The organism is Longispora urticae, assembly GCF_053902585.1.
Window position 1 is genome coordinate 170835 of record NZ_JAQZSH010000003.1, and the last position, 19616, is coordinate 190450.

Here is a 19616-nt window from a genome sequence, read left to right on the forward strand (position 1 = left end):
CCGTGCCCGGTCACGGCGGCACCTCGCGCCACGGGCCCGCCCGCCGTGCACAATGGCGGCATGGCCATCCGCCTGCGTGCCCTGCTCACCGTTCTCGACGACGCCATGCGCTCCCGGTTCACCCGCCGCACTGTCCGCTGGCTGGGGATTCTGGCCGTCACGGTCACCGGCGTCGTCCTCGGCCTGCTGATCGGCGGCACCACCACCGGCCAGCTCGGCCCGTTCCAGGCGGAGTTCTCGCTGTCCCCGGGGCTGCACGGCGGCACCCAGGTCGTCATCCCGCCGCTCGGCTCGCTGACCCTGGACAGCCACGCCGGTCCGGAGCGCCTCACGATCCGCCTCGACGCGCTCGACCAGGCCCGTACCCAGAAGCTGGTCTCCGACCCCAACGGCCTGGAGGCGGCCAGCGCCAGCGCGTTCACCGACGCCCAGGAGGGCATCACCCGGGCCGTGGTCCAGTCGGTCGGGGCGGCCCTGCTCGGCGCGATGCTGCTGTCCGCGCTCGTCTACCGGAGGACCCGCCGGGTCGCCCAGGTCGGCGGCCTGGCCCTCGGGCTGGTCGTGGCGAGCCTGGGCACGGCGTTCGCGACGTTCCGCGGTGACGCGATCGACGAGCCGCGCTACGACGGGCTGCTGGTCAACGCGCCCGCCGTCGTCGGTGACGCGCGCAAGATCGCGTCCCGCTACGAGCAGTACCGCGGCGAGCTGCAACGCCTGGTCACCAATGTCGGCAAGCTCTACACCACCGTCTCCACCCTGCCCGTCTACGAGCCCGGCGACGGCGCGATCCGCGTCCTGCACGTGTCCGACATGCACCTCAACCCCGGTGCGTGGGACGTGGTGCGCACCGTGGTGCAGCAGTTCAGCATCGACGTGGTGGTCGACACCGGCGACCTGACGGACTGGGGGACGGAACGCGAGGCGGCGGCGTACGCGGGCTCGATCTCCACCCTGAACGTGCCGTACGTGTTCATCCGGGGCAACCACGACTCCGCCGAGACCGTCGCCGAGGTGGCCAAGCAGAAGAACGCGATCGTGCTGGACAACCGGATCGCGACGGTCGGCGGCCTGCGGATCGCGGGCATCGGAGACCCCCGGTTCACGCCCGACAAGACGGCCGACTCCAACGACCTGCTGGAGAAGCGCCGGCTGTTCGACACCGGCAACCAGTTGGCGACCACGATCGACCGGGCGGGCGGCGCGGACCTGGCCCTGATCCACGACCCGGCGATGGCCGGCCCCCTGGCGGGCGAGGTGCCGCTGATCCTGGCCGGGCACAAGCACCACCGGGAGGTCAGCGAGTACAACGCCGAGACGCTGCTCATGGTCCAGGGCTCGACCGGCGGGGCCGGGCTGCGCGGGCTCCAGCTGAAGGAACCGACCCCGCTGGCCATGTCGGTGCTGTACTTCAGCTCGGGCGCCAAGCTCCAGGCCTACGACGACATCTCCGTCGGGGGTACCGGGCGCTCCGAGGTCACCCTGCAACGGCGGATCGTGAAGAAGCCGGAAGTCACGCCGACCCCCAGCCCGACCCCGTCGCCGACCCCGAGCTGACCGGGCCGGGCGCCTAGCTCTTGCCGACGCCCCCGGCGCCACTGAGCACGATCCGCAGGATCCGGTCGTCCTCGGTGGTCGGCTTGCCCCGGCCGTCCTTGTTGGACGTCGTCACCCACAACGTGTTGTCCGGGGCGCGCACGACGGTCCGCAGCCGCCCGTACTCGTCCCGCAGCACCGACACCGGGGCCCCGAGCAGGCTGCCCTTGCCGTTCAGCCCGACGAGCCACAGCCGGGCCCCGCGCAGGCACGCCGCGATCAGCATCGCACCGGCCACCGCCGCGCCACTGCACGACGCGTCGACGGGCTTCCAGGTGGTCAGCGGGTTCACGTACTTCGGGTCGGTGCCGACGCCCTCGACGACGGGCCAGCCGTAGTTCTTCCCGGGCTCGATGAGGTTGAGCTCGTCGGACTCGTTCTGCCCGAACTCCACCGCGTACAGCCGCTTGTCGGCGTCCCAGTCGAAGCCCTGCACGTTGCGGTGCCCGAGGCTCCAGACCAGGCTCTCGGGGAACGGGTTGCCCGGGGCGGGCCTGCCCTCGGCGGTCACTCGGAGGATCTTGCCGCCGAGGCTGGCCAGGTCCTGGGAGTTGCCCGTCGTACTCGCGTCCCCGGTGCTCACGTACAGGAACCCGTCGGGGCCGAACGCGAGCCGGCCGCCGTTGTGGATGCCCGACACCGGGATGCCCGTGATGATCGCCTGGGGCTGTTCGCCGATCTTCATCTTCGCGACGCGGTTGTCGGTCTTCGTCGTGTAGTACAGGAAGATGGTCTGGTCCGTCGCGTACGTCGGGGAGACCGCGACGCCCATCAGGCCGCCCTCGCCGCTGGAGAAGGCCTCCTCGATCGTGGCCAGCGGCTGCACCTTCAGGCCGCTGGACGTCGACTCGGGCCCGATCTTGAGCAGCCGGCGACTGTCCCGCTCCGTGACCAGCGCCCCGCCGTCGGGCAGGAACGCCACGCCCCACGGCACGCTCAGGTTCCGGGCGATCACGGTCGCGCTGGCCTGGTCGTCGTCGTCCGTGGCGGACTTCGACGGCGAAGGGGTCGGGAACCTCGGCGGGGTGCCCGTGTCCTTCTCCGAGGGCGGACCGAAGGTGCACCCGGCGAGCAGGCTCGCGGTGGTGAGCACGACCAGGGCCCGGCGGACGATCACAGGGGGCTTCACGAGCCCAGGGTATCCGCTTCCCCGCCCAGGACGCGTCCCCCGGCGGCCACCAGCCGGGGCACATCGGTCGGCCGGACGGCCGGCAGCGGCAGGGTCGCCCCGGACGGCAGCAGCACCGTGACCTTCTTCCCGACAGCCTCGAACCCGTCGATCTCCGACCAGTCGAGCCGCCGGCTGCCCACGGCGCTCCGCACGGTCAGCCCCTCGGGCGCCGCGTCGACCCCGGCCCGGCCGGCCCACAGACCGATCGCGGCCGGCACGAGCAGCACGGGCGCCAGCCACCACGAGCTGAGCGCGAACGGCAGCGCGCCGAACGCGGCGAACACGACCGCGACCATGATCGCGCCGCTGTACCGGAATCTCACTACGTCTTCGCGTCGGGCCACGCCCCGATCGTCCCACAGCCGCCCGCGCGGGCTGCGAGCAGCGGCCGGGCCGGCGGAGCAGGTCACCCGACCCGGCCCGCCCCGTACCCGGCTCCCGGCCGCCCGGCCCCGTCCCCCGTCCGACGGGTAACTGGCCACCTTCCGGGTCGTTAGACAGGAAGCGGGAGGAGGTGGGCGGATGACGATTCTCATCACTTTCGCGCTCGCCGTGGCCGTCGTCGCCGACGCGCTCTGGTTGCGCCTGCTCGCGGCCCTGGTCGCGGGCGGGGCGTGGCTGTACCGCCGCCGGCCCCGACGCCTGCCGGCCGCCCAGCGGGGAGATCTGCGGGCCGCCCTGGAGAAGGACGCGCTGGACCTGAGGTTCCAGCCGGTCGTGGACCTGGCTGACGGCCGGACCGCCGGGGTGGAGGCGTTGCCGCGCTGGCACCATCCGAAGCTCGGCTGGCTGGGTCCGGCCGAGCTGCTCCGGATGGCCGCCGAGGCGGGCCTCGGTTCCCTGCTCGGTGCCTGGGTCCTCGACCGGTCGTGCCGCCAGCTCGCCCGTTGGCTCGCCGACGGCCGCGACCTGTGGATCTCGGTCCGTGCCGAGCCCGCCGAACTGGAGTCCGTCACGTACGTCGCGGGCGTCGCCGCGGCCCTGACCACCCACCGGGTGCCGGCGGCCCGCCTGGTCGTTGAGGTGACGGGGCCGGGCGATTCGCGCCAGGTCACGAGCCAGCTCGCGGGTCTGCGCGCGCTCGGCGTCCGGGTCTGCCTGGGGGGTACGGACCTCGGGCCGGCCACCATGCGCCAGCTGCGCCGGCTGTCGGTGGACCTGGTGAAGGGTTCGGGGCCCGCGACGGCGGTGGTGGTGACCCTGGGCCGCCGCCTGGGCTACGAGGTGGTCGCGCAGGACCTGGGGACGGCGGAGGCGTTGACGACGGCGAAGGCGGCCGGCTGCCGGTACGGGCAGGGTGCCGTTCTGGGCCGGGCGGCCCCCGCCGAGCACGTGGAGCCGCTACTGGAGTGGGCGGCAACCCGACGCGCGGGCTGACCCCGGGCCGAGCCCCGAGCGGACCCCCGGGCCGGGAACGCCCGGCTCGGCGGGAGCGCTCCAGGGGTCCGGACGAACCGCCGGACACCGGTCACATCCCACCGTAACCATCGAATGCTCTTGAAAAGACCCCGGCGCCCCACGAGAGCGGGGCGCCGGGGTCCGTGACGTGCGTGGCTACTCCGCCGCGTAACCGGGCATCGGGTAGTCCTTGAGCAGGTCGGACACCTCGCCGGCGATCCGGTCCAGCTCGGTGGTGTCCTCCTTGAGGGCCGCGCCGATCGCCTCGTCCATCCATGCCGCGACCTGCGGCATCTGCTCCGGGGTGAGGCCCCGGGTGGTGAGCCCGGCGGTGCCGAGCCGGATGCCGGACGGGTCGAACGGCTTGCGCGGGTCGAACGGCACCGAGTTGTAGTTCAGCTCGATCCCGGCGGCGTCGAGGGCCTGCGCCGCGGGCTTGCCGGCGATGCCCTTCGGCGTGAGGTCCGCGAGGATCAGGTGGTTGTCGGTGCCGCCGGAGACCAGGTCGAAGCCGCGCTCCACGAGGGCGGCGGCGAGGGCCTTGGCGTTGGCGACGACCTGGTGGGCGTAGACGCCGAACTCGGGGGTCGCGGCCTCCTTCAGCGCCACCGCGATGCCGGCCGTCGTGTGGTTGTGCGGGCCGCCCTGCAGGCCGGGGAACACGGCCTTGTCGATGGCCTTGGCGTGCTCGGCGTTGCACATCAGCATCGCGCCGCGCGGGCCCCGGAGGGTCTTGTGCGTGGTGGTGGAGATCACGTCGGCGTACCCGACCGGGGAGGGGTGCGCGCCACCGGCGATCAGGCCGGCGATGTGCGCGATGTCGGCGAGCAGGACCGCGCCGACCTCCTTGGCGATGGCCGCGTAGGCCGGGAAGTCGATCGTGCGCGGGATGGCCGTGCCGCCGCAGATGATCAGCTTCGGCCGGTGCTCCAGGGCCAGCTCGCGGACCTTGTTCAGGTCGACGAGGCCGGTCTCCTTCTCGACGCCGTAGTGCACGGCGTTGAACCACTTGCCGGTGGCCGAGACGGACCAGCCGTGGGTCAGGTGGCCGCCGGCCGGCAGGCCCATGCCGAGCACGGTGTCGCCCGGGTTCAGGAAGGCCAGGTAGACGGCCAGGTTCGCGGGGGAGCCGGAGTAGGTCTGGACGTTCGCGTGGTCGACGCCGAACAGGGACTTGGCCCGCTCGATCGCGATCGTCTCGATCTGGTCGATGAACTGCTGGCCCTCGTAGTACCGCTTGCCGGCGTAGCCCTCGGAGTACTTGTTCGTCAGGACGGTCCCGGTCGCCTCGAGGACGGCGGTCGACACGTAGTTCTCCGAGGCGATCATGCGGATCTTCTCGAACTGGCGCTTCGCCTCGGCCTCGATCAGACCCGCGATCTGCGGGTCCTCGGCGGCCAGGTGCGAGATCGATGGCTCGTGCACTGCTCGTCTCCAGACATGGTTTTCGCTGATCCCGGCACCCAGGCGCACGGTGCCCGGCGAGTGTCGCTTCCCGGTGGTTTATGCCCACCCAAACCCGCGCCAGTCGCGTACTCGTCATGCTAGTCGACCTGCGGCGGGCTCCCATCACGAGATCAAGCCGTTATGCTTCGCCGCCATGGGACTCACGCCCGCGGAGGGCAACGCGATTCTGGCCGCCAACTTCGCGCCCTGGGTGCTCGCACTCGGGCTCGTCGTCGAGGAGGTCGGGGAGGGCACGGCGACGCTGCGGCTGCCGTGGTCGGCCGACCTGGCCCGGGAGGGCGGGGCGCTGTCGGGGCAGGCGATGATGGCCGCCGCCGACACCGCGTCCGTGATCGCCCTGTCGGCGACCCGGGGCGGCTTCTTCCCGATGACGACCGTGCAGCTGTCCTCGACGTTCCAGCGGCCGGTTGTGGGCGAGGACGCCCTGGTCCGGGCGGCGGTCACGAAGGCCGGCCGGAGCCTCGCCTTCGTGACCATCACGCTGTCGGCGTCGAAGGGCGTGGCCGCCGAGGTCTCGACGGTCTACGCCCTCCTGGCCTAGATCATCTGACGGGTACGGGGGCCTACGGCACCAGCCGGTAGGCCCCGTCGGAAGCGCTGGTCGCCATCGACGCGTAGGCCCGCAGCGCCGCCGACACGGGCCGCACCCGGTCCACCGGCGTGTACGGCCGGTCCCGCTTCTCCTCGGCCACCCGCCGCGCCTCCAGCTCGTCGTCGGCGACGTCGAGCCGGATCGACCGGTTCGGGATGTCGATGACGATCGGGTCGCCCTCGCGCACGAGGCTGATCAGCCCGCCGGCCGCGGCCTCGGGCGACGCGTGCCCGATGGACAGCCCCGAGGTCCCGCCGGAGAACCGCCCGTCGGTGATCAGCGCGCACGCCCGGCCCAGGCCGCGCCCCTTGAGGAACGAGGTCGGGTACAGCATCTCCTGCATGCCCGGCCCGCCCCTGGGCCCCTCGTACCGGATGACCACCACGTCGCCGGCCACCACCTGGTTGCCGAGGATGGCGGTGACCGCGTCGTCCTGGGACTCGTACACCTTGGCGGGGCCGGTGAAGGTGAGGCAGTCGTCGGGGACGCCGGCGGTCTTGACCACGCAGCCGTCCGGGGCGAGGTTGCCGAACAGGATGGCGAGCCCGCCGTCGGCGGAGTAGGCGTGTTCGACGGACCGGATGCACCCCTCGGCCGCGTCGGTGTCGAGGCTGGACCACCGGTTGTCGGTGGAGAACGGTTCGACGGTGCGCACCCCGCCGGGCGCGGCGTGGAACAGCTCCAGCGCGGCGGCCGACGTCGACCCGCTGCGGATGTCCCACTCGGCCAGCCAGGACTCCAGGTCCGGGGAGTGCACCGACCACACGTCGGTGCGCAGCGCGCCGCCCCGGTTCAGCTCGCCGAGCAGGGCGGGGATGCCGCCGGCCCGGTGCACGTCCTCCATGTGGTACTTCGGCGAGTTCGGCGCGACCTTCGCCAGGCACGGCACCCGCCGGGAGATCTCGTCCACGTCGGCGACGTTGAAGTCGACCTCGGCCTCGCGGGCGGCGGCGAGCAGGTGCAGGACGGTGTTCGTGGAGCCGCCCATGGCCACGTCGAGGGCGACGGCGTTCTCGAACGCGGCCCGGGACGCGATGGCCCGGGGCAGCACGGACATGTCGTCGTTGGCGTAGTACGCGTCGGCGATCCGCACCACCGTGCGCCCCGCCTCCTCGAACAGCCCGCGGCGCATCGCGTGCGTGGCCAGCACGGAACCGTTGCCCGGCAGGGCCAGCCCGATGGCCTCGGTGAGGCAGTTCATCGAGTTGGCGGTGAACATGCCCGAGCACGAGCCGCAGGTCGGGCACGCCGAGCGTTCGATCTTGTCCAGGTCGCTGTCCGAGACGGCCTGGTCGGCGGCGGCCACCATCGCGTCGATCAGGTCCAGCTTGTGGGTGACGACCCCGTTCATGGCGACCGTCTTGCCGGCCTCCATCGGCCCGCCGGAGACGAACACGGCGGGGATGTTCAGCCGGAGCGCGGCGAGCAGCATCCCGGGCGTGATCTTGTCGCAGTTGGAGATGCACACGAGGGCGTCGGCGCAGTGCGCGTTCACCATGTACTCCACCGCGTCGGCGATCAGCTCCCGGGACGGCAGGGAGTACAGCATCCCGCCGTGGCCCATCGCGATCCCGTCGTCCACGGCGATCGTGTTGAACTCCTTGGCGACCCCGCCGGACGCCTCGATCGAACCGGCGACGATCTTCCCGACGTCGCGGAGGTGCACGTGTCCGGGTACGAACTGCGTGAAGCTGTTCGCGATGGCGACGATGGGCTTGCCGAAATCGCCGTCCGTCATGCCGGTGGCACGCCACAGGGCACGCGCGCCGGCCATGTTCCGGCCATGGGTGGAGGTCTTCGACCGCAGCTCAGGCATACCACGAGTCTCCCACCGCCCCCGGACGGCCGCCATCGGCCCGCCGGCCGCCCACTGGGCGGGAAAACACCGTGACAGATAACGGACACGCTGTGTGTCCCTAATCCGCGAAAAGTTCGGCACAGTAGATCTCGTGCCCCCTCGCACGCTTGTTCCGTTTGGTAGGGCCCCGTGGCTGGTCGCCGGTCTTGGGGTGTCTGTCCTTGCCCACGGTCTGGCGTTGTCGGCCGACGCGCGGATCGGGATCCGGCTGACCACTCTCGCCGGTCTCGGCTGCGCGGCCCTGTTGCTCACGGGCCTGTTGACGATGCGGGGCGGCCCGTGCGGCTGGGGTGCCCGGGTCCGGGCGGTGCTCGACGGACTGCTGGTCGCCGGCAGCGGGGCCTACGTCGTGTGGCTGCTGGTCCTGGGGCCCCGGATCGTCCGGCCGCCGGCCATCGTGACCGCGGCCGGCGCGACGGTCGCCGTGGTGTGCGGGGTGGGGGTGGCGGTGTGTCTGCGGGCCAGCCAGCCGAAGGGTCCGGTGTTCGCGGTCGCCGCCGGGGCCGGTCTGCTGTCCGCCGGCACGTTCGCGCAGGTGCTGTGGCGGTGGGCGGCGCTGCCGGGCACCCGGCCGGCGGGGCTGCTCCTGTGGCTCGCGGGGGTCGCCGTGCTGGTGCTGGCCGTGGTCCGGGCCACGGGCGAGTCGGGTCCGGGCCCCGCCGGGCACGCGCCGCTGCCCCGCCTGGGCACGGGGCTGTCGATGCTCCCGGTGACCGCCGCCCTGGGCGCGACGCTGTACCACCTGGTGACGGTGGGCCCGCTGACGGTCCGCGCGGCGTACGCGGCCACGGCCGTCGCCGCCGCGCTGGTCGGCCGGCAGGCGCTGACGATGCGCGACGCCCGGCGGTACGCGGCGGAGCTCGCCCACCGCGAGGCGCACTTCCGTTCGATCGTCGCCGGCGCCTCGGACGTGACCATGATCCTCGACAGCCGCCTCGACGTGGGCTGGCTGTCCCCGTCGGCGGCGTGGCGGCTGGGGCTGATCGAGCGCGACATCGTGGCCCGGTCGTTCCTGGAGCTGCCGCACCCGGAGGACGTGGAGGCCGTCGAGGACGTGCTCCGGGAGATCCTGGCCGGCCCGGGCGGCTCCCAGACCCGGATGTACGCGCGGATCCTCGACGCGGCCGGCGAGTGGCGCGACCTGGAGTCGATGATCAGCGACCAGCGGCACGTCCCGCAGGTCGCCGGCCTGGTCATGCACTGCCGGGACGTGACGGACCGCAAGCACCTGGAGCGGGAACTCGCCAAGATGGCGTACGCGGACCCGCTGACCGGCCTCGGTAACCGCCGGGCCCTGCTGCGTACCCTGCACGACGAGGCGGGCGGGCGCACCTGCACCCTGCTCACCCTGGATCTCGACGGCTTCAAGAACGTCAACGACGTGCGGGGCCACGACGTGGGCGACGCGGTGCTGGTGGAGGTCGCCCACCGGCTCCGGGCGAACCTGCGCCCGGGGGACGTGCCGACCCGGCTGGGGGGCGACGAGTTCGCGGTGCTGATGTGGTCGGGGCCCCGGACGGCGGCGGTGGTGGCGGGCCGGCTGCTGAAGGTGCTCAACGCGCCGTACCGGCTGGAGGAGCTGACCGTCTTCCTCTCCGCCAGCATCGGCCTGGCCGGCTGCCGGACCGCCAACGACGTGCCGCAGCTCCTCCGCAACGCCGACATGGCCCTGCGCTCGGCGAAGCGGGGCGGCAAGAACAGGGTGGAGGAGTACGACGCGGAGTACGCGGAGTCGATGGCCCGCCGCGCCGACATGGCCCAGGAGCTGCGCGGCGCGGGGGAGCGCGGTGAGCTGTCGCTGGTCTTCCAGCCGGTGCTGCACCTCCCCGACAACCGCCTCGTGGGGGTGGAGGCGCTGCTGCGCTGGCGGCATCCGCGGCTGGGGGTGGTCGAGCCGGCGGAGTTCATCCCGGTGGCGGAGGAGTCCGACCTGGTCGAGGAGCTGGGTACGTGGACCCTGCACCGCACCTGTCACCAGTTGTCGGCGTGGCTGCGGGCCGGGCACGACCTGTGGGCGTCGGTGAACCTGTCGACCCGGCAACTGCACCTGCCGGAGTTCCCCGTGCACCTGGCGGAGCTGCTCCGGATCCACCGCCTCCCGGGGTACCGGCTGACGTTGGAGATCGCCGAGCACCGGATGGCCCGGGACATCAAGGGCCTCAGCGAGCGGATCATGGTGCTGCGCGGGATGGGCGTCCGGGTGGCGCTCGACGATTTCGGCGCCGGCTACTCCTCCCTGGCCCAGCTCCGGACGCTGCCCGTCGACATCGTCAAGATCGACAAGGACCTGGAACCGTTGGCGGACCTCGTGGTGCAGCTCGGGCAGCGCCTGGGTCTGGAGGTCATCGTCGAGGGCATCGAGGAACCGGCGCAGCTGGCGACGATGGCGGCGGCCGGTTGCCGGCTGGGGCAGGGCTTCCTGCTGGGCCGCCCGATGCCCGCCGAGCGCCTGGAGGCGTTGCTCGAAGAAACATTCGCCCATGATGTGGGACAAGTTGACTCAGGGCGTGAGATGAGGCAGGCTTTACCGCATGCTGCAGACCCAGCGGATCGTAGTACTTAGCTAGCGCGTCGTCGTGATCCGATGACGCGCCCCGCCCCGTGCTCCTGCACGAGGGCGGTTTTTGTTGCCCAGCCACCACATCTATTCCAGAGCATGGGACTCCCGATGACCAAACCAGAAAGCCAGGCCGCCCGCGCCCTGACCGGCGCCCAGTCGCTCGTCGCGTCGCTCGAGGCGCTCGGCGTAGAGGTGGTGTTCGGTATTCCGGGTGGGGCGATTCTGCCGGCATACGACCCGTTGTACGACTCCAGCGTCCGCCACATCCTCGTCCGCCACGAGCAGGGTGCCGGCCACGCCGCGACCGGATACGCCCAGGCCACCGGCCGGGTCGGCGTCTGCATGGCCACCTCCGGCCCGGGCGCGACCAACCTCGTCACCCCCATCGCCGACGCGTACATGGACTCCGTGCCGATCGTCGCGATCACCGGCCAGGTCTCCCGCGCCGCGATCGGGACGGACGCCTTCCAGGAGGCGGACATCCACGGCATCACGATGCCGATCACGAAGCACAACTACCTCGTGCAGGACGGCAGGGACATTCCGCGGGTCCTGGCGGAGGCGTTCCACGTCGCCGCCACCGGCCGCCCGGGCCCGGTCCTCGTGGACATCCCGAAGGACGTGCTCCAGGCGCAGACGGTCTTCGAGTGGCCGCCGGTCATGGACCTGCCCGGCTACCGGCCGACGACCCAGCCGCACAACAAGCAGATCCGCGAGGCCGCGAAGCTGATCGCGACCGCCCGCCGCCCGGTGCTCTACGTCGGCGGCGGCGTGCTCAAGGCCGACGCCACCGAGGAGCTCAAGGCCCTCGCCGAGCTGACCGGCGCGCCGGTCGTCACGACGCTGATGGCCCGGGGCGCGTTCCCCGACAGCCACCCGCAGCACATGGGCATGCCCGGCATGCACGGCACGGTCGGCGCGGTGTTCGCGCTCCAGAAGGCCGACCTGCTGATCACGCTCGGCGCGCGGTTCGACGACCGGGTCACCGGCAAGCTGGACAGCTTCGCCCCCGACGCGGCGATCATCCACGCCGACATCGACCCGGCGGAGATCGGCAAGAACCGGCACGCGGACGTCCCGATCGTCGGCGACGCGAAAATCATCATCGCGGCGCTGATCGAGGCGGTCGGCGAGAACCACCCGAGCCTGAAGGCCTGGTGGGAGCAGCTCGACGACATCCGCGACCGGTACCCGCTGGGGTATGCCGAGCACGAGGACGGCACCCTGGCCCCGCAGTACGTGATCAGCCGGATCGGTGCGCTCGTCGGCCCCGACGCCATCTACGCGACCGGCGTCGGCCAGCACCAGATGTGGGCGTCCCAGTTCATCTCGTACGAGAACCCGGGCACCTTCCTCAACTCCGGCGGCCTCGGCACGATGGGCTACGCGGTGCCGGCCGCGATGGGCGCCAAGGTCGGCGCGCCCGACAGGGCCGTGTGGGCGATCGACGGCGACGGCTGCTTCCAGATGACCAACCAGGAGCTGGCCACCTGTTCGCTGGAGAACATCCCGATCAAGGTGGCCGTGATCAACAACGGCAACCTGGGCATGGTCCGGCAGTGGCAGACCCTGTTCTACGACGGCCGGTACTCCAACACCGGCCTCGGTACGCACCACTCCGAGGACAAGCCCCGGGTCCCCGACTTCGTGAAGCTGGGCGAGGCGCTGGGCTGCGTGGGCCTGCGCTGCGAGTCGGCGGACGACGTCGACGCCGTGATCAAGCAGGCGATGGAGATCAACGACCGCCCGGTGGTGATCGACTTCGTGGTCGGCAAGGACGCGATGGTCTGGCCGATGGTGCCCGCGGGCACGAGCAACGACGAGATCCTGTTCGCCCGCGGCGTGCGCCCCGCCTTCGACGAGGATGACCTGTGATGAGCAAGCACACCCTGTCCGTCCTGGTGGAGAACAAGCCCGGCGTCCTCGCCCGGGTCGCGGCCCTGTTCTCCCGGCGCGGCTTCAACATCGACTCCCTCGCGGTGGGCGAGACCGAGCAGCCGGGCATCTCCCGGATCACGCTGGTCGTCGACGCCGCGGAACAGCCCCTCGAGCAGGTCACGAAGCAGCTCAACAAGCTGATCAACGTGCTCAAGATCGTGGAACTGGAGCCCACCGGCTCCGTCCAGCGCGAACTGCTCCTGGTCAAGGTCCGGGCCGACCTGACCAGCCGTTCGCACGTCCTGGAGACAGTGACCCTGTTCCGGGCGAAGGTCGTCGACGTCTCACCCGACGCCGTGATCATCGAGGCCACGGGCACGAAGGAGAAGCTCGAAGCGCTGCTCCGGATGCTCGAGCCGTTCGGCATCAAGGAGATGGTCCAGTCGGGCCTGGTCGCGGTCGGCCGCGGCGCGAAGTCCATCACCAGCGGCTCCACCCTCCGTTCGGTCGCCTAAGTCCTCGTTCCGGTTCCTGATCTCAGCGTCTTGGCCCGTCTTCGTCCTCTGCGGGTCCCACCATTGAAAGGCACAGATCCATGGTCAACGTGTACTACGACAACGACGCCGACCTCTCCCTCATCCAGGGCAAGAAGGTGGCCGTCCTCGGCTACGGCAGCCAGGGCCACGCGCACGCCCTCTCCCTGCGCGACTCCGGCGTCGACGTCCGGGTCGGGCTCCCGGAGGGCTCCAAGAGCCGGCCGAAGGCGGAGGAGCAGGGCCTGCGGGTCGTCACCCCGTTCGAGGCGGCCCGCGAGGCCGACGTGATCATGGTGCTCGCGCCGGACACCGCGCAGCGCTCGATCTACGCGAACGACATCGCCCCGAACCTGACCGCCGGCAAGGCGCTGGCGTTCGGCCACGGCCTCAACATCCGGTACGACCTGATCAAGCCGCCGGCCGACGTCGACGTCATCATGATCGCGCCGAAGGGCCCGGGTCACCTGGTCCGCCGCCAGTTCGTGGACGGCAAGGGCGTGCCGTGCCTGATCGCGGTCGAGCAGGACCCGACGGGTACCGCCAAGGCGCTCGCCCTCGCGTACGCCAAGGGCATCGGCGGCACCCGCGCGGGCGTCATCGAGACCACGTTCACGGAGGAGACCGAGACCGACCTGTTCGGCGAGCAGGCCGTGCTCTGCGGCGGCGTGGCGGACCTGGTCAAGAATGGTTTCGAGGTGCTCACCGAGGCCGGCTACGCCCCCGAGGTCGCGTACTTCGAGTGCCTGCACGAGCTGAAGCTCATCGTCGACCTGCTGTACGAGGGCGGCCTGTCGAAGATGAACTACTCGGTCTCCGACACCGCGGAGTACGGCGGCTACACCCGGGGCCCGCGCGCCGTCAGCAGCGTCTCCAAGGACGAGATGAAGAAGATCCTCGCCGAGATCCAGGACGGCCGGTTCGCGGCCGAGTGGGTCGCGGAGGACGAGGCCGGCCGGGCGAACTACGCGAAGCTCCGCGAGGAGAACGCCAACCACCCGATCGAGGTGGTCGGTAAGAAGCTGCGCGGCATGATGAGCTGGGTCGACAACCCCATCACCGAGACGGCGTAGACAGACCCGCTGAGAACGACGCTGGACCGCACGAAAGAGACACCCGCAGGGCGCTGCCCTAGCGGGTGTCTCTTTCGTTTGCCGGCGCCGCCCTCAGCGGGCCACCAGCGTTGGATCAAGAGCCGGATCACGCCAGGAAGATGCCGCCGTCGAGCGCGCGCTGGTCGGTCCGACACGTGGCGACCGAGGTGCCGTCGCCGGTGACGATGGTGCCCCAGGCGGCGTACCCGCCGGGCGTGCTGTTCGGGTAGCACTCCACGACGTACCGCCAGCGGGTGCCCGGCGCGAGGCCGGTGCAGGTGGCCGTACCCACGTTGGAGCCGTTGATGTTCTTCGTGCAGGTCCCGGCGGCCGCGGCGGGGCCGCCGGTGACGCCGAGCAGGGACAGGGACGTGGCCGCGACGACGACGGCACCGGCGAGGATCTTCTTCACTGTGGCTCCTGGGGGAGAGGGGGAAGCACAGTAAGGATTCTTAACCAAAAGATCGTGAACGGTCAATGGATACTGAATGATCGTTCGGCCGAGGTGTATCGAATGTCGCAAAGCGCACCCCTGGACGGGTGACCCATCCCACCCCGTAGGATCGGGAGCGGAAGGCCAGGCCACACGATGGACCTGGACGCGGAGCGCAGCGTGGCGTTCCCGCCGCCGCCACTTCACAGACTCCTTGAGGATCGCATGAACCTTCCCACCACGCTTCCCGTCGTTCTCATCGCCGAAGAACTGGCCCCGGCCGCGCTGGCCGTGCTCGCCGACGACTTCGAGGTCCGCCACGTCGACGGCACCGACCGCCCGGCCCTGCTGGCCGCGCTCGCCGACGCCGACGCCGTGCTGATCCGCAGCGCCACCCAGATCGACGCCGAGGCCATCGCGGCCGGCACGAAGCTGGCCATCGTGGCCCGGGCCGGCGTCGGCCTGGACAACGTCGACGTGCCGGCGGCCACCGCCAAGGGCGTCATGGTCGTCAACGCGCCGACCTCGAACATCGTGTCCGCCGCCGAGCAGGCCGTCGCGCTGCTGCTCGCGGTGTCCCGGCACACGGTCCCGGCGGCGTCGGCGCTGAAGCAGGGCCAGTGGAAGCGGTCGAAGTACACCGGTGTCGAGATCTTCGAGAAGACCGTCGGCGTGGTCGGCCTGGGCCGGATCGGCGTGCTGTTCGCCCAGCGGATGGCCGCGTTCGGCGTCAAGCTGATCGCGTACGACCCCTACCTGCAGCCGGCCCGCGCCGCGCAGCTGGGCGTCAGGCTGGTCACCCTCGACGAGCTGCTGACCGAGGCGGACTTCATCTCGATCCACCTGCCGAAGACCCCGGAGACCGTGGGCCTGATCGGCGCCAAGGAGCTGGCGAAGACCAAGAAGGGCGTCCGGATCGTCAACGCGGCCCGCGGCGGCCTCATCGACGAGCAGGCCCTGGCCGACGCGCTCGCCAGCGGCCACGTCGGCGGCGCCGGCCTCGACGTGTTCGTCAAGGAGCCGTGCACCGACTCGCCGCTGTTCGCCTTCGAGAACGTCGTCGCGGTGCCGCACCTGGGCGCCTCGACCGTGGAGGCCCAGGACAAGGCCGGCCTCGCGGTCGCGAAGAGCGTGAAGCTGGCGTTGCAGGGCGAGTTCGTGCCCGACGCGGTGAACGTGCAGGTCGGCGGCGTGGTGCACGAGGAGATCCGTCCGCTGCTGCCGCTCGCCGAGAAGCTCGGCCGGGTGTACACGGCGGTGGCCGGCGGCCTCGCGGCCAACGTGGTCGTCGAGGTCCGCGGCGACGTGGCCGCGCACGACGTGTCGGTGCTCCAGCTCGCCGCGAGCAAGGGCCTGTTCGCCGACGTGGTGGCCGACCAGGTCACCTACGTCAACGCCCCGCTGCTCGCCAAGGAGCGCGGCGTGGAGATCACGCTCGCGACGTTCGAGGACAGCCCGGAGTACCAGAACCTGCTCACCCTGCGCGGCGCCCTGCCGGACGGCCGCACCGTGAGCGTGTCGGGCACCCTGACGGCCGGCCCGCGCGAGGTCGCCAAGCTGACCGAGGTCGACGGCTTCGACCTGGACGTGCCGGCCGAGGGCAACGTCGTCCTCTTCCGCTACGCCGACCGTCCCGGCATCGTCGGCGCGATCGGTGGCCTGCTGGGCGAGGCGGGCGTGAACATCGCCGGCATGCAGGTGGCCCGCCTGAGCGCCGGCGGCGACGCGCTGATGGCCCTGGCGGTCGACTCCCCGGTGCACGGCGAACTGCTCAGCTCGGCGGCGGCCGTCGTGGGCGCGAGCAGCGCCTGCACGGTGGACCTCACCGAGGCCTAAAGAGCACGAGCGACACCATCGGCGGGGTACCCATCCGGGTGCCCCGCCTTTCGCCGTCCCGGTGACCGCCGCGCAGCACCCAACCCGGGTTTCCCACCGTCCGGCCAGCCCATGCCCCCTGTGAGTCCGCGCCTCCGGCCGCCCCCGCGGGGCACCAGTCCACATGCTGGGAGCAGCCGGCCAGAAAATGGGAACCCGGGTAGCGTGGCCGCAAAGGTACCCATCAAGGAGGTTGGCGTGGCGCGCATCGCGGTTATCCCGGGCGACGGTATCGGCGGCGAGGTGATCGCGGAGGCCCGCAAGGTGCTCGACGCGGTGCTCCCGGGCACCGAGGCCACGGAGTACGACCTGGGCGCCGAACGCTACCTCCGCACCGGCGAGGTCCTCCCCCCGAGCGTGCAGGCCGAACTGGCCACCCACGACGCGATCCTGCTCGGCGCGGTCGGCGGCCGCCCCGGCGACCCGAACCTGCCCCCCGGCATCCTGGAGCGCGGCCTGCTCCTGAAGCTCCGCTTCGACTTCGACCAGTACGTGAACCTGCGCCCGTCCCGCCTCTGGCCCGGCACCACGAGCCCCCTGGCCGGCGTCAAGCCCGGCGAGATCGACTTCGTGGTGGTCCGCGAGGGCACCGAGGGCCTGTACGCGGGCGCCGGCGGCACCCTGCACAAGGGGACGCCGGCCGAGGTCGCCACCGAGGAGAGCCTCAACACCCGGCACGGGGTCGAGCGGGTCATCCGCGACGCCTTCACCCGGGCCACGAAGCGCGACCGCAAGAAGCTGACCCTGGTGCACAAGAGCAACGTGCTGGTCAACGCGGGCGGCCTGTGGACCCGGACGTTCGACGCGGTCGCGGCCGAGTTCCCGGGCGTCGAGACGGAGTACCAGCACGTGGACGCCGCCGCGATGTTCCTGGTGACCCGCCCCCAGCACTACGACGTGGTCGTCACCGACAACCTGTTCGGCGACATCCTCACCGACATCGCGGCCGCCGTCACCGGGGGCATCGGGCTCGCGGCCAGCGGCTGCGTCAACCCGGACGGCACGTACCCGTCGATGTTCGAGCCCGTGCACGGCTCCGCGCCCGACATCGCCGGCCAGGGGATCGCCGACCCGATCGCCGCGATCATGTCGGTCTCGCTCCTCCTGGAGCATCTCGGACATGCCGACGAGGCGGCCCGGGTGACCGCCGCGGTCGCCGAGGAGCTGGCGACGCGCATCCCGGGCGGCACTCTGAGCACGTCCGCGGTGGGTGACCGGGTAGCGGAGCGGGTAGCCTAACCCTCGTTAAGCCCCCATCGAACGACCGGAGGTACACGCCATGACCGGCGGTGACATCCTTGGCTTCCAGCGGAACCTCGCACAGACTCCCGTCTCGGACGCGGAGCGCGAGGCCCTGCTCGTCAATCCCGGGTTCGGGAAGGTATTCACCGAGCACATGGTCACGGTGCGCTACGCCGACTCCAAGGGGTGGTACGACGCCCGGGTGGAGCCGTTCGGCCCCATCCCGATGTCCCCGGCGACCGCCGTCCTGCACTACGCGCAGGAGATCTTCGAGGGCATGAAGGCCTACCGGTCCGCAGGCGGCGGGGTGACCCTGTTCCGGCCCGACGCCAACGCGCGCCGGTTCCGGGACTCGGCCCGCCGGATGGCCATGCCGGAGATCCCGGAGGAGCTGTTCCTCGGGGCGGTCCGGGAACTGGTCACGGTCGACGAGAAGTGGATCCCGGGCCAGGCGGAGTCCAGCCTGTACCTGCGGCCGTACATGATCGCGTCCGAGGTCTTCCTGGGCGTCCGCCCCTCCGCGGAGTACCTGTTCGGCGTGATCGCCTGCCCGGTCGGCGCCTACTTCAAGGGCGGCCCCACCCCGATCAAACTCTGGATCTCGGAGGAGTACACCCGGGCGGCCCCCGGCGGCACCGGCGCGGCCAAGTGCGGCGGCAACTACGCCACCTCGCTGGTCGCCCAGGCCGAGGCCATCCGGGAGGGCTGCGACCAGGTCGTCTTCCTCGACACCACGGAACGCAAGTACGTGGACGAGCTCGGCGGCATGAACATCTTCTTCGTGTACGACGACGGCACCCTCGTCACGCCCCCGCTCACGGGCACGATCCTGCCCGGCATCACCCGGGACTCGATCATCCAGCTGGCCCGCGACGCCGGCCACCAGGTGGTCGAACGCCCCTACTCGGTGGAGGAGTGGCGGGCGGACGCCGGCAACGGCCGGTTGCGCGAGGTCTTCGCGTGCGGCACCGCGGCGGTGGTGACCCCGGTCGGCACCCTGCGCTCGGCCGCGGGCGAGTTCTCCGTCGGCGACGGGACCCCGGGCGAGGTGACCCTGAAGCTCCGCGCCCAGCTCCTCGACATCCAGCAGGGCCGGGCGGAGGACCCCCACGGCTGGGTCCAAAAAGCCCTCTAGGGGTACGCATGCAGGGGTCGGCGCATCGCGTCGGCCCCTTTTTGCAGCTCAGAGCATGGGTGAGCCGGGACACCGACCCCCGATTTGACCTTCGCTCGGACGTTGCCGTAAATTTCTCTCTGCCAGCGAGGAACGGGGCAAACCGGAACGAAAGACACCGGGGAGCAACGGGACCGGGCAACCGGGTGGGGGCGGTGCGAGCCGCTGAAACCGACCGGGTAGAGTTCTCCAAGGCGCCAGGGAGCCGGGCAAGACCGCGAGAGCGGTTGGTCGGTCTGGGGCAAGTCCAACGAAGATCAGCCGGTGCGAACCGGGGGTTGGCGGCGGGCGGGTGAGGTCAGAGTGAAGATCGGAAACATCCGGTTGACACGGAAGACCAAGCCAGGTAAGCTAGAGCGGTTGCCCCGGGCGGGGTTCGCAAGAACTAGCCGGGAGCGAACGTGATAGGGTTTCGAAAGTAAGAATCGCACGAAACAAAAACCCCCAGGGCGGTTGAAAGACTGCTGAGTGGTGTGTGTTTGTTCTTTGAGAACTCAACAGGGTGTCGGAAAGTTAGTGCCAATTATGATTTACCCCGTCGGCACTGGGACTTTGGTTCTGGTGTTTGATGTGGATTCCTTTGGTAATGGACAACAGCGGCAAAGATTTTTTTTGCCAGCTATGTTCCTTGCCAGGGTTTGAACAAACCTTATTGGAGAGTTTGATCCTGGCTCAGGACGAACGCTGGCGGCGTGCTTAACACATGCAAGTCGAGCGGAAAGGCCCTTCGGGGTACTCGAGCGGCGAA

The 19616-nt window shown here is 71.0% G+C and carries 15 protein-coding genes, 1 rRNA gene and 1 riboswitch; of the genes, 11 read left to right on the top strand and 5 right to left on the bottom strand.

Annotated elements, in window-relative coordinates; translation table 11 throughout:
- Positions 1-60: 60 nt before the first annotated feature.
- Positions 61-1554, top strand: coding sequence for a metallophosphoesterase family protein (locus tag PT931_RS02410; RefSeq protein ID WP_456244050.1), 1494 nt, complete (start codon positions 61-63; stop codon positions 1552-1554).
- 13 nt (positions 1555-1567) lie between these two features.
- Here PT931_RS02410 and PT931_RS02415 read toward each other — a convergent pair whose 3' ends face one another.
- Both PT931_RS02415 and PT931_RS02420 read right to left on the bottom strand, forming a co-directional pair.
- Positions 1568-2722, bottom strand: a complete 1155-nt coding sequence (locus PT931_RS02415; protein ID WP_456244051.1) for a PQQ-dependent sugar dehydrogenase — start codon at positions 2720-2722, stop codon at positions 1568-1570.
- Entirely contained in the window at positions 2719-3087 is a 369-nt protein-coding gene (locus PT931_RS02420; RefSeq protein ID WP_456244052.1) for a PH domain-containing protein, read from the bottom strand. The genes PT931_RS02415 and PT931_RS02420 overlap by 4 nt, the downstream gene beginning before the upstream one ends.
- Positions 3088-3286: 199 nt before the next feature.
- On the opposite strand from PT931_RS02420, the gene PT931_RS02425 reads away from it, so the two are divergent.
- Positions 3287-4141, top strand: a complete 855-nt coding sequence (locus PT931_RS02425; RefSeq protein WP_456244053.1) for an EAL domain-containing protein — start codon at positions 3287-3289, stop codon at positions 4139-4141.
- Between the two features lie 177 nt (positions 4142-4318).
- Here PT931_RS02425 and PT931_RS02430 read toward each other — a convergent pair whose 3' ends face one another.
- Complete coding sequence (locus PT931_RS02430) at positions 4319-5587, bottom strand: serine hydroxymethyltransferase (RefSeq protein ID WP_456244054.1); 1269 nt, start codon at positions 5585-5587, stop codon at positions 4319-4321.
- A 29-nt stretch (positions 5588-5616) separates the two neighbouring features.
- Positions 5617-5703: riboswitch (ZMP/ZTP riboswitch) on the bottom strand.
- Between the two features lie 59 nt (positions 5704-5762).
- On the opposite strand from PT931_RS02430, the gene PT931_RS02435 reads away from it, so the two are divergent.
- Entirely contained in the window at positions 5763-6170 is a 408-nt protein-coding gene (locus tag PT931_RS02435) for a PaaI family thioesterase (RefSeq protein WP_456244055.1), read from the top strand.
- Between the two features lie 22 nt (positions 6171-6192).
- Here the strand turns inward: PT931_RS02435 and ilvD are convergent, their stop codons facing one another.
- Positions 6193-8037, bottom strand: coding sequence for a dihydroxy-acid dehydratase (ilvD, locus tag PT931_RS02440; protein WP_456244056.1), 1845 nt, complete (start codon positions 8035-8037; stop codon positions 6193-6195).
- A gap of 193 nt (positions 8038-8230) precedes the next feature.
- Between ilvD and PT931_RS02445 the strand changes: the two genes are divergently transcribed.
- The 4 genes from PT931_RS02445 to ilvC all read left to right on the top strand — a co-directional run bounded on the left by PT931_RS02445 (position 8231) and on the right by ilvC (position 14123).
- Positions 8231-10642, top strand: coding sequence for a putative bifunctional diguanylate cyclase/phosphodiesterase (locus PT931_RS02445; RefSeq protein WP_456244057.1), 2412 nt, complete (start codon positions 8231-8233; stop codon positions 10640-10642).
- Between the two features lie 105 nt (positions 10643-10747).
- Complete coding sequence (locus tag PT931_RS02450) at positions 10748-12514, top strand: acetolactate synthase large subunit (protein ID WP_456244058.1); 1767 nt, start codon at positions 10748-10750, stop codon at positions 12512-12514.
- The gene (gene ilvN / locus PT931_RS02455; RefSeq protein ID WP_363729956.1) at positions 12514-13032 is read left to right on the top strand and encodes an acetolactate synthase small subunit; all 519 of its coding nucleotides are present in this window, start codon (positions 12514-12516) and stop codon (positions 13030-13032) included. The genes PT931_RS02450 and ilvN overlap by 1 nt, the downstream gene beginning before the upstream one ends.
- Positions 13033-13112: 80 nt before the next feature.
- Positions 13113-14123 (top strand): ketol-acid reductoisomerase, encoded by a 1011-nt coding sequence (gene ilvC / locus PT931_RS02460; RefSeq protein ID WP_456244059.1) that lies wholly within the window; start codon positions 13113-13115, stop codon positions 14121-14123.
- A gap of 127 nt (positions 14124-14250) precedes the next feature.
- Here ilvC and PT931_RS02465 read toward each other — a convergent pair whose 3' ends face one another.
- Positions 14251-14556: a hypothetical protein gene (locus PT931_RS02465; RefSeq protein ID WP_456244060.1), complete on the bottom strand. Its 306-nt coding sequence runs from the start codon at positions 14554-14556 to the stop codon at positions 14251-14253.
- 246 nt (positions 14557-14802) lie between these two features.
- Here PT931_RS02465 and serA point away from each other — a divergent pair, with 246 nt between their 5' ends.
- The 4 genes from serA to PT931_RS02485 form a co-directional block, all read left to right on the top strand.
- Entirely contained in the window at positions 14803-16413 is a 1611-nt protein-coding gene (serA, locus tag PT931_RS02470; RefSeq protein ID WP_456244061.1) for a phosphoglycerate dehydrogenase, read from the top strand.
- A 237-nt stretch (positions 16414-16650) separates the two neighbouring features.
- The gene (locus PT931_RS02475; protein ID WP_456244062.1) at positions 16651-17691 is read left to right on the top strand and encodes a 3-isopropylmalate dehydrogenase; all 1041 of its coding nucleotides are present in this window, start codon (positions 16651-16653) and stop codon (positions 17689-17691) included.
- A gap of 40 nt (positions 17692-17731) precedes the next feature.
- Complete coding sequence (locus PT931_RS02480) at positions 17732-18829, top strand: branched-chain amino acid aminotransferase (RefSeq protein WP_456244063.1); 1098 nt, start codon at positions 17732-17734, stop codon at positions 18827-18829.
- 688 nt (positions 18830-19517) lie between these two features.
- Positions 19518-19616, top strand: a 16S ribosomal RNA gene (locus tag PT931_RS02485); the annotation flags it as partial.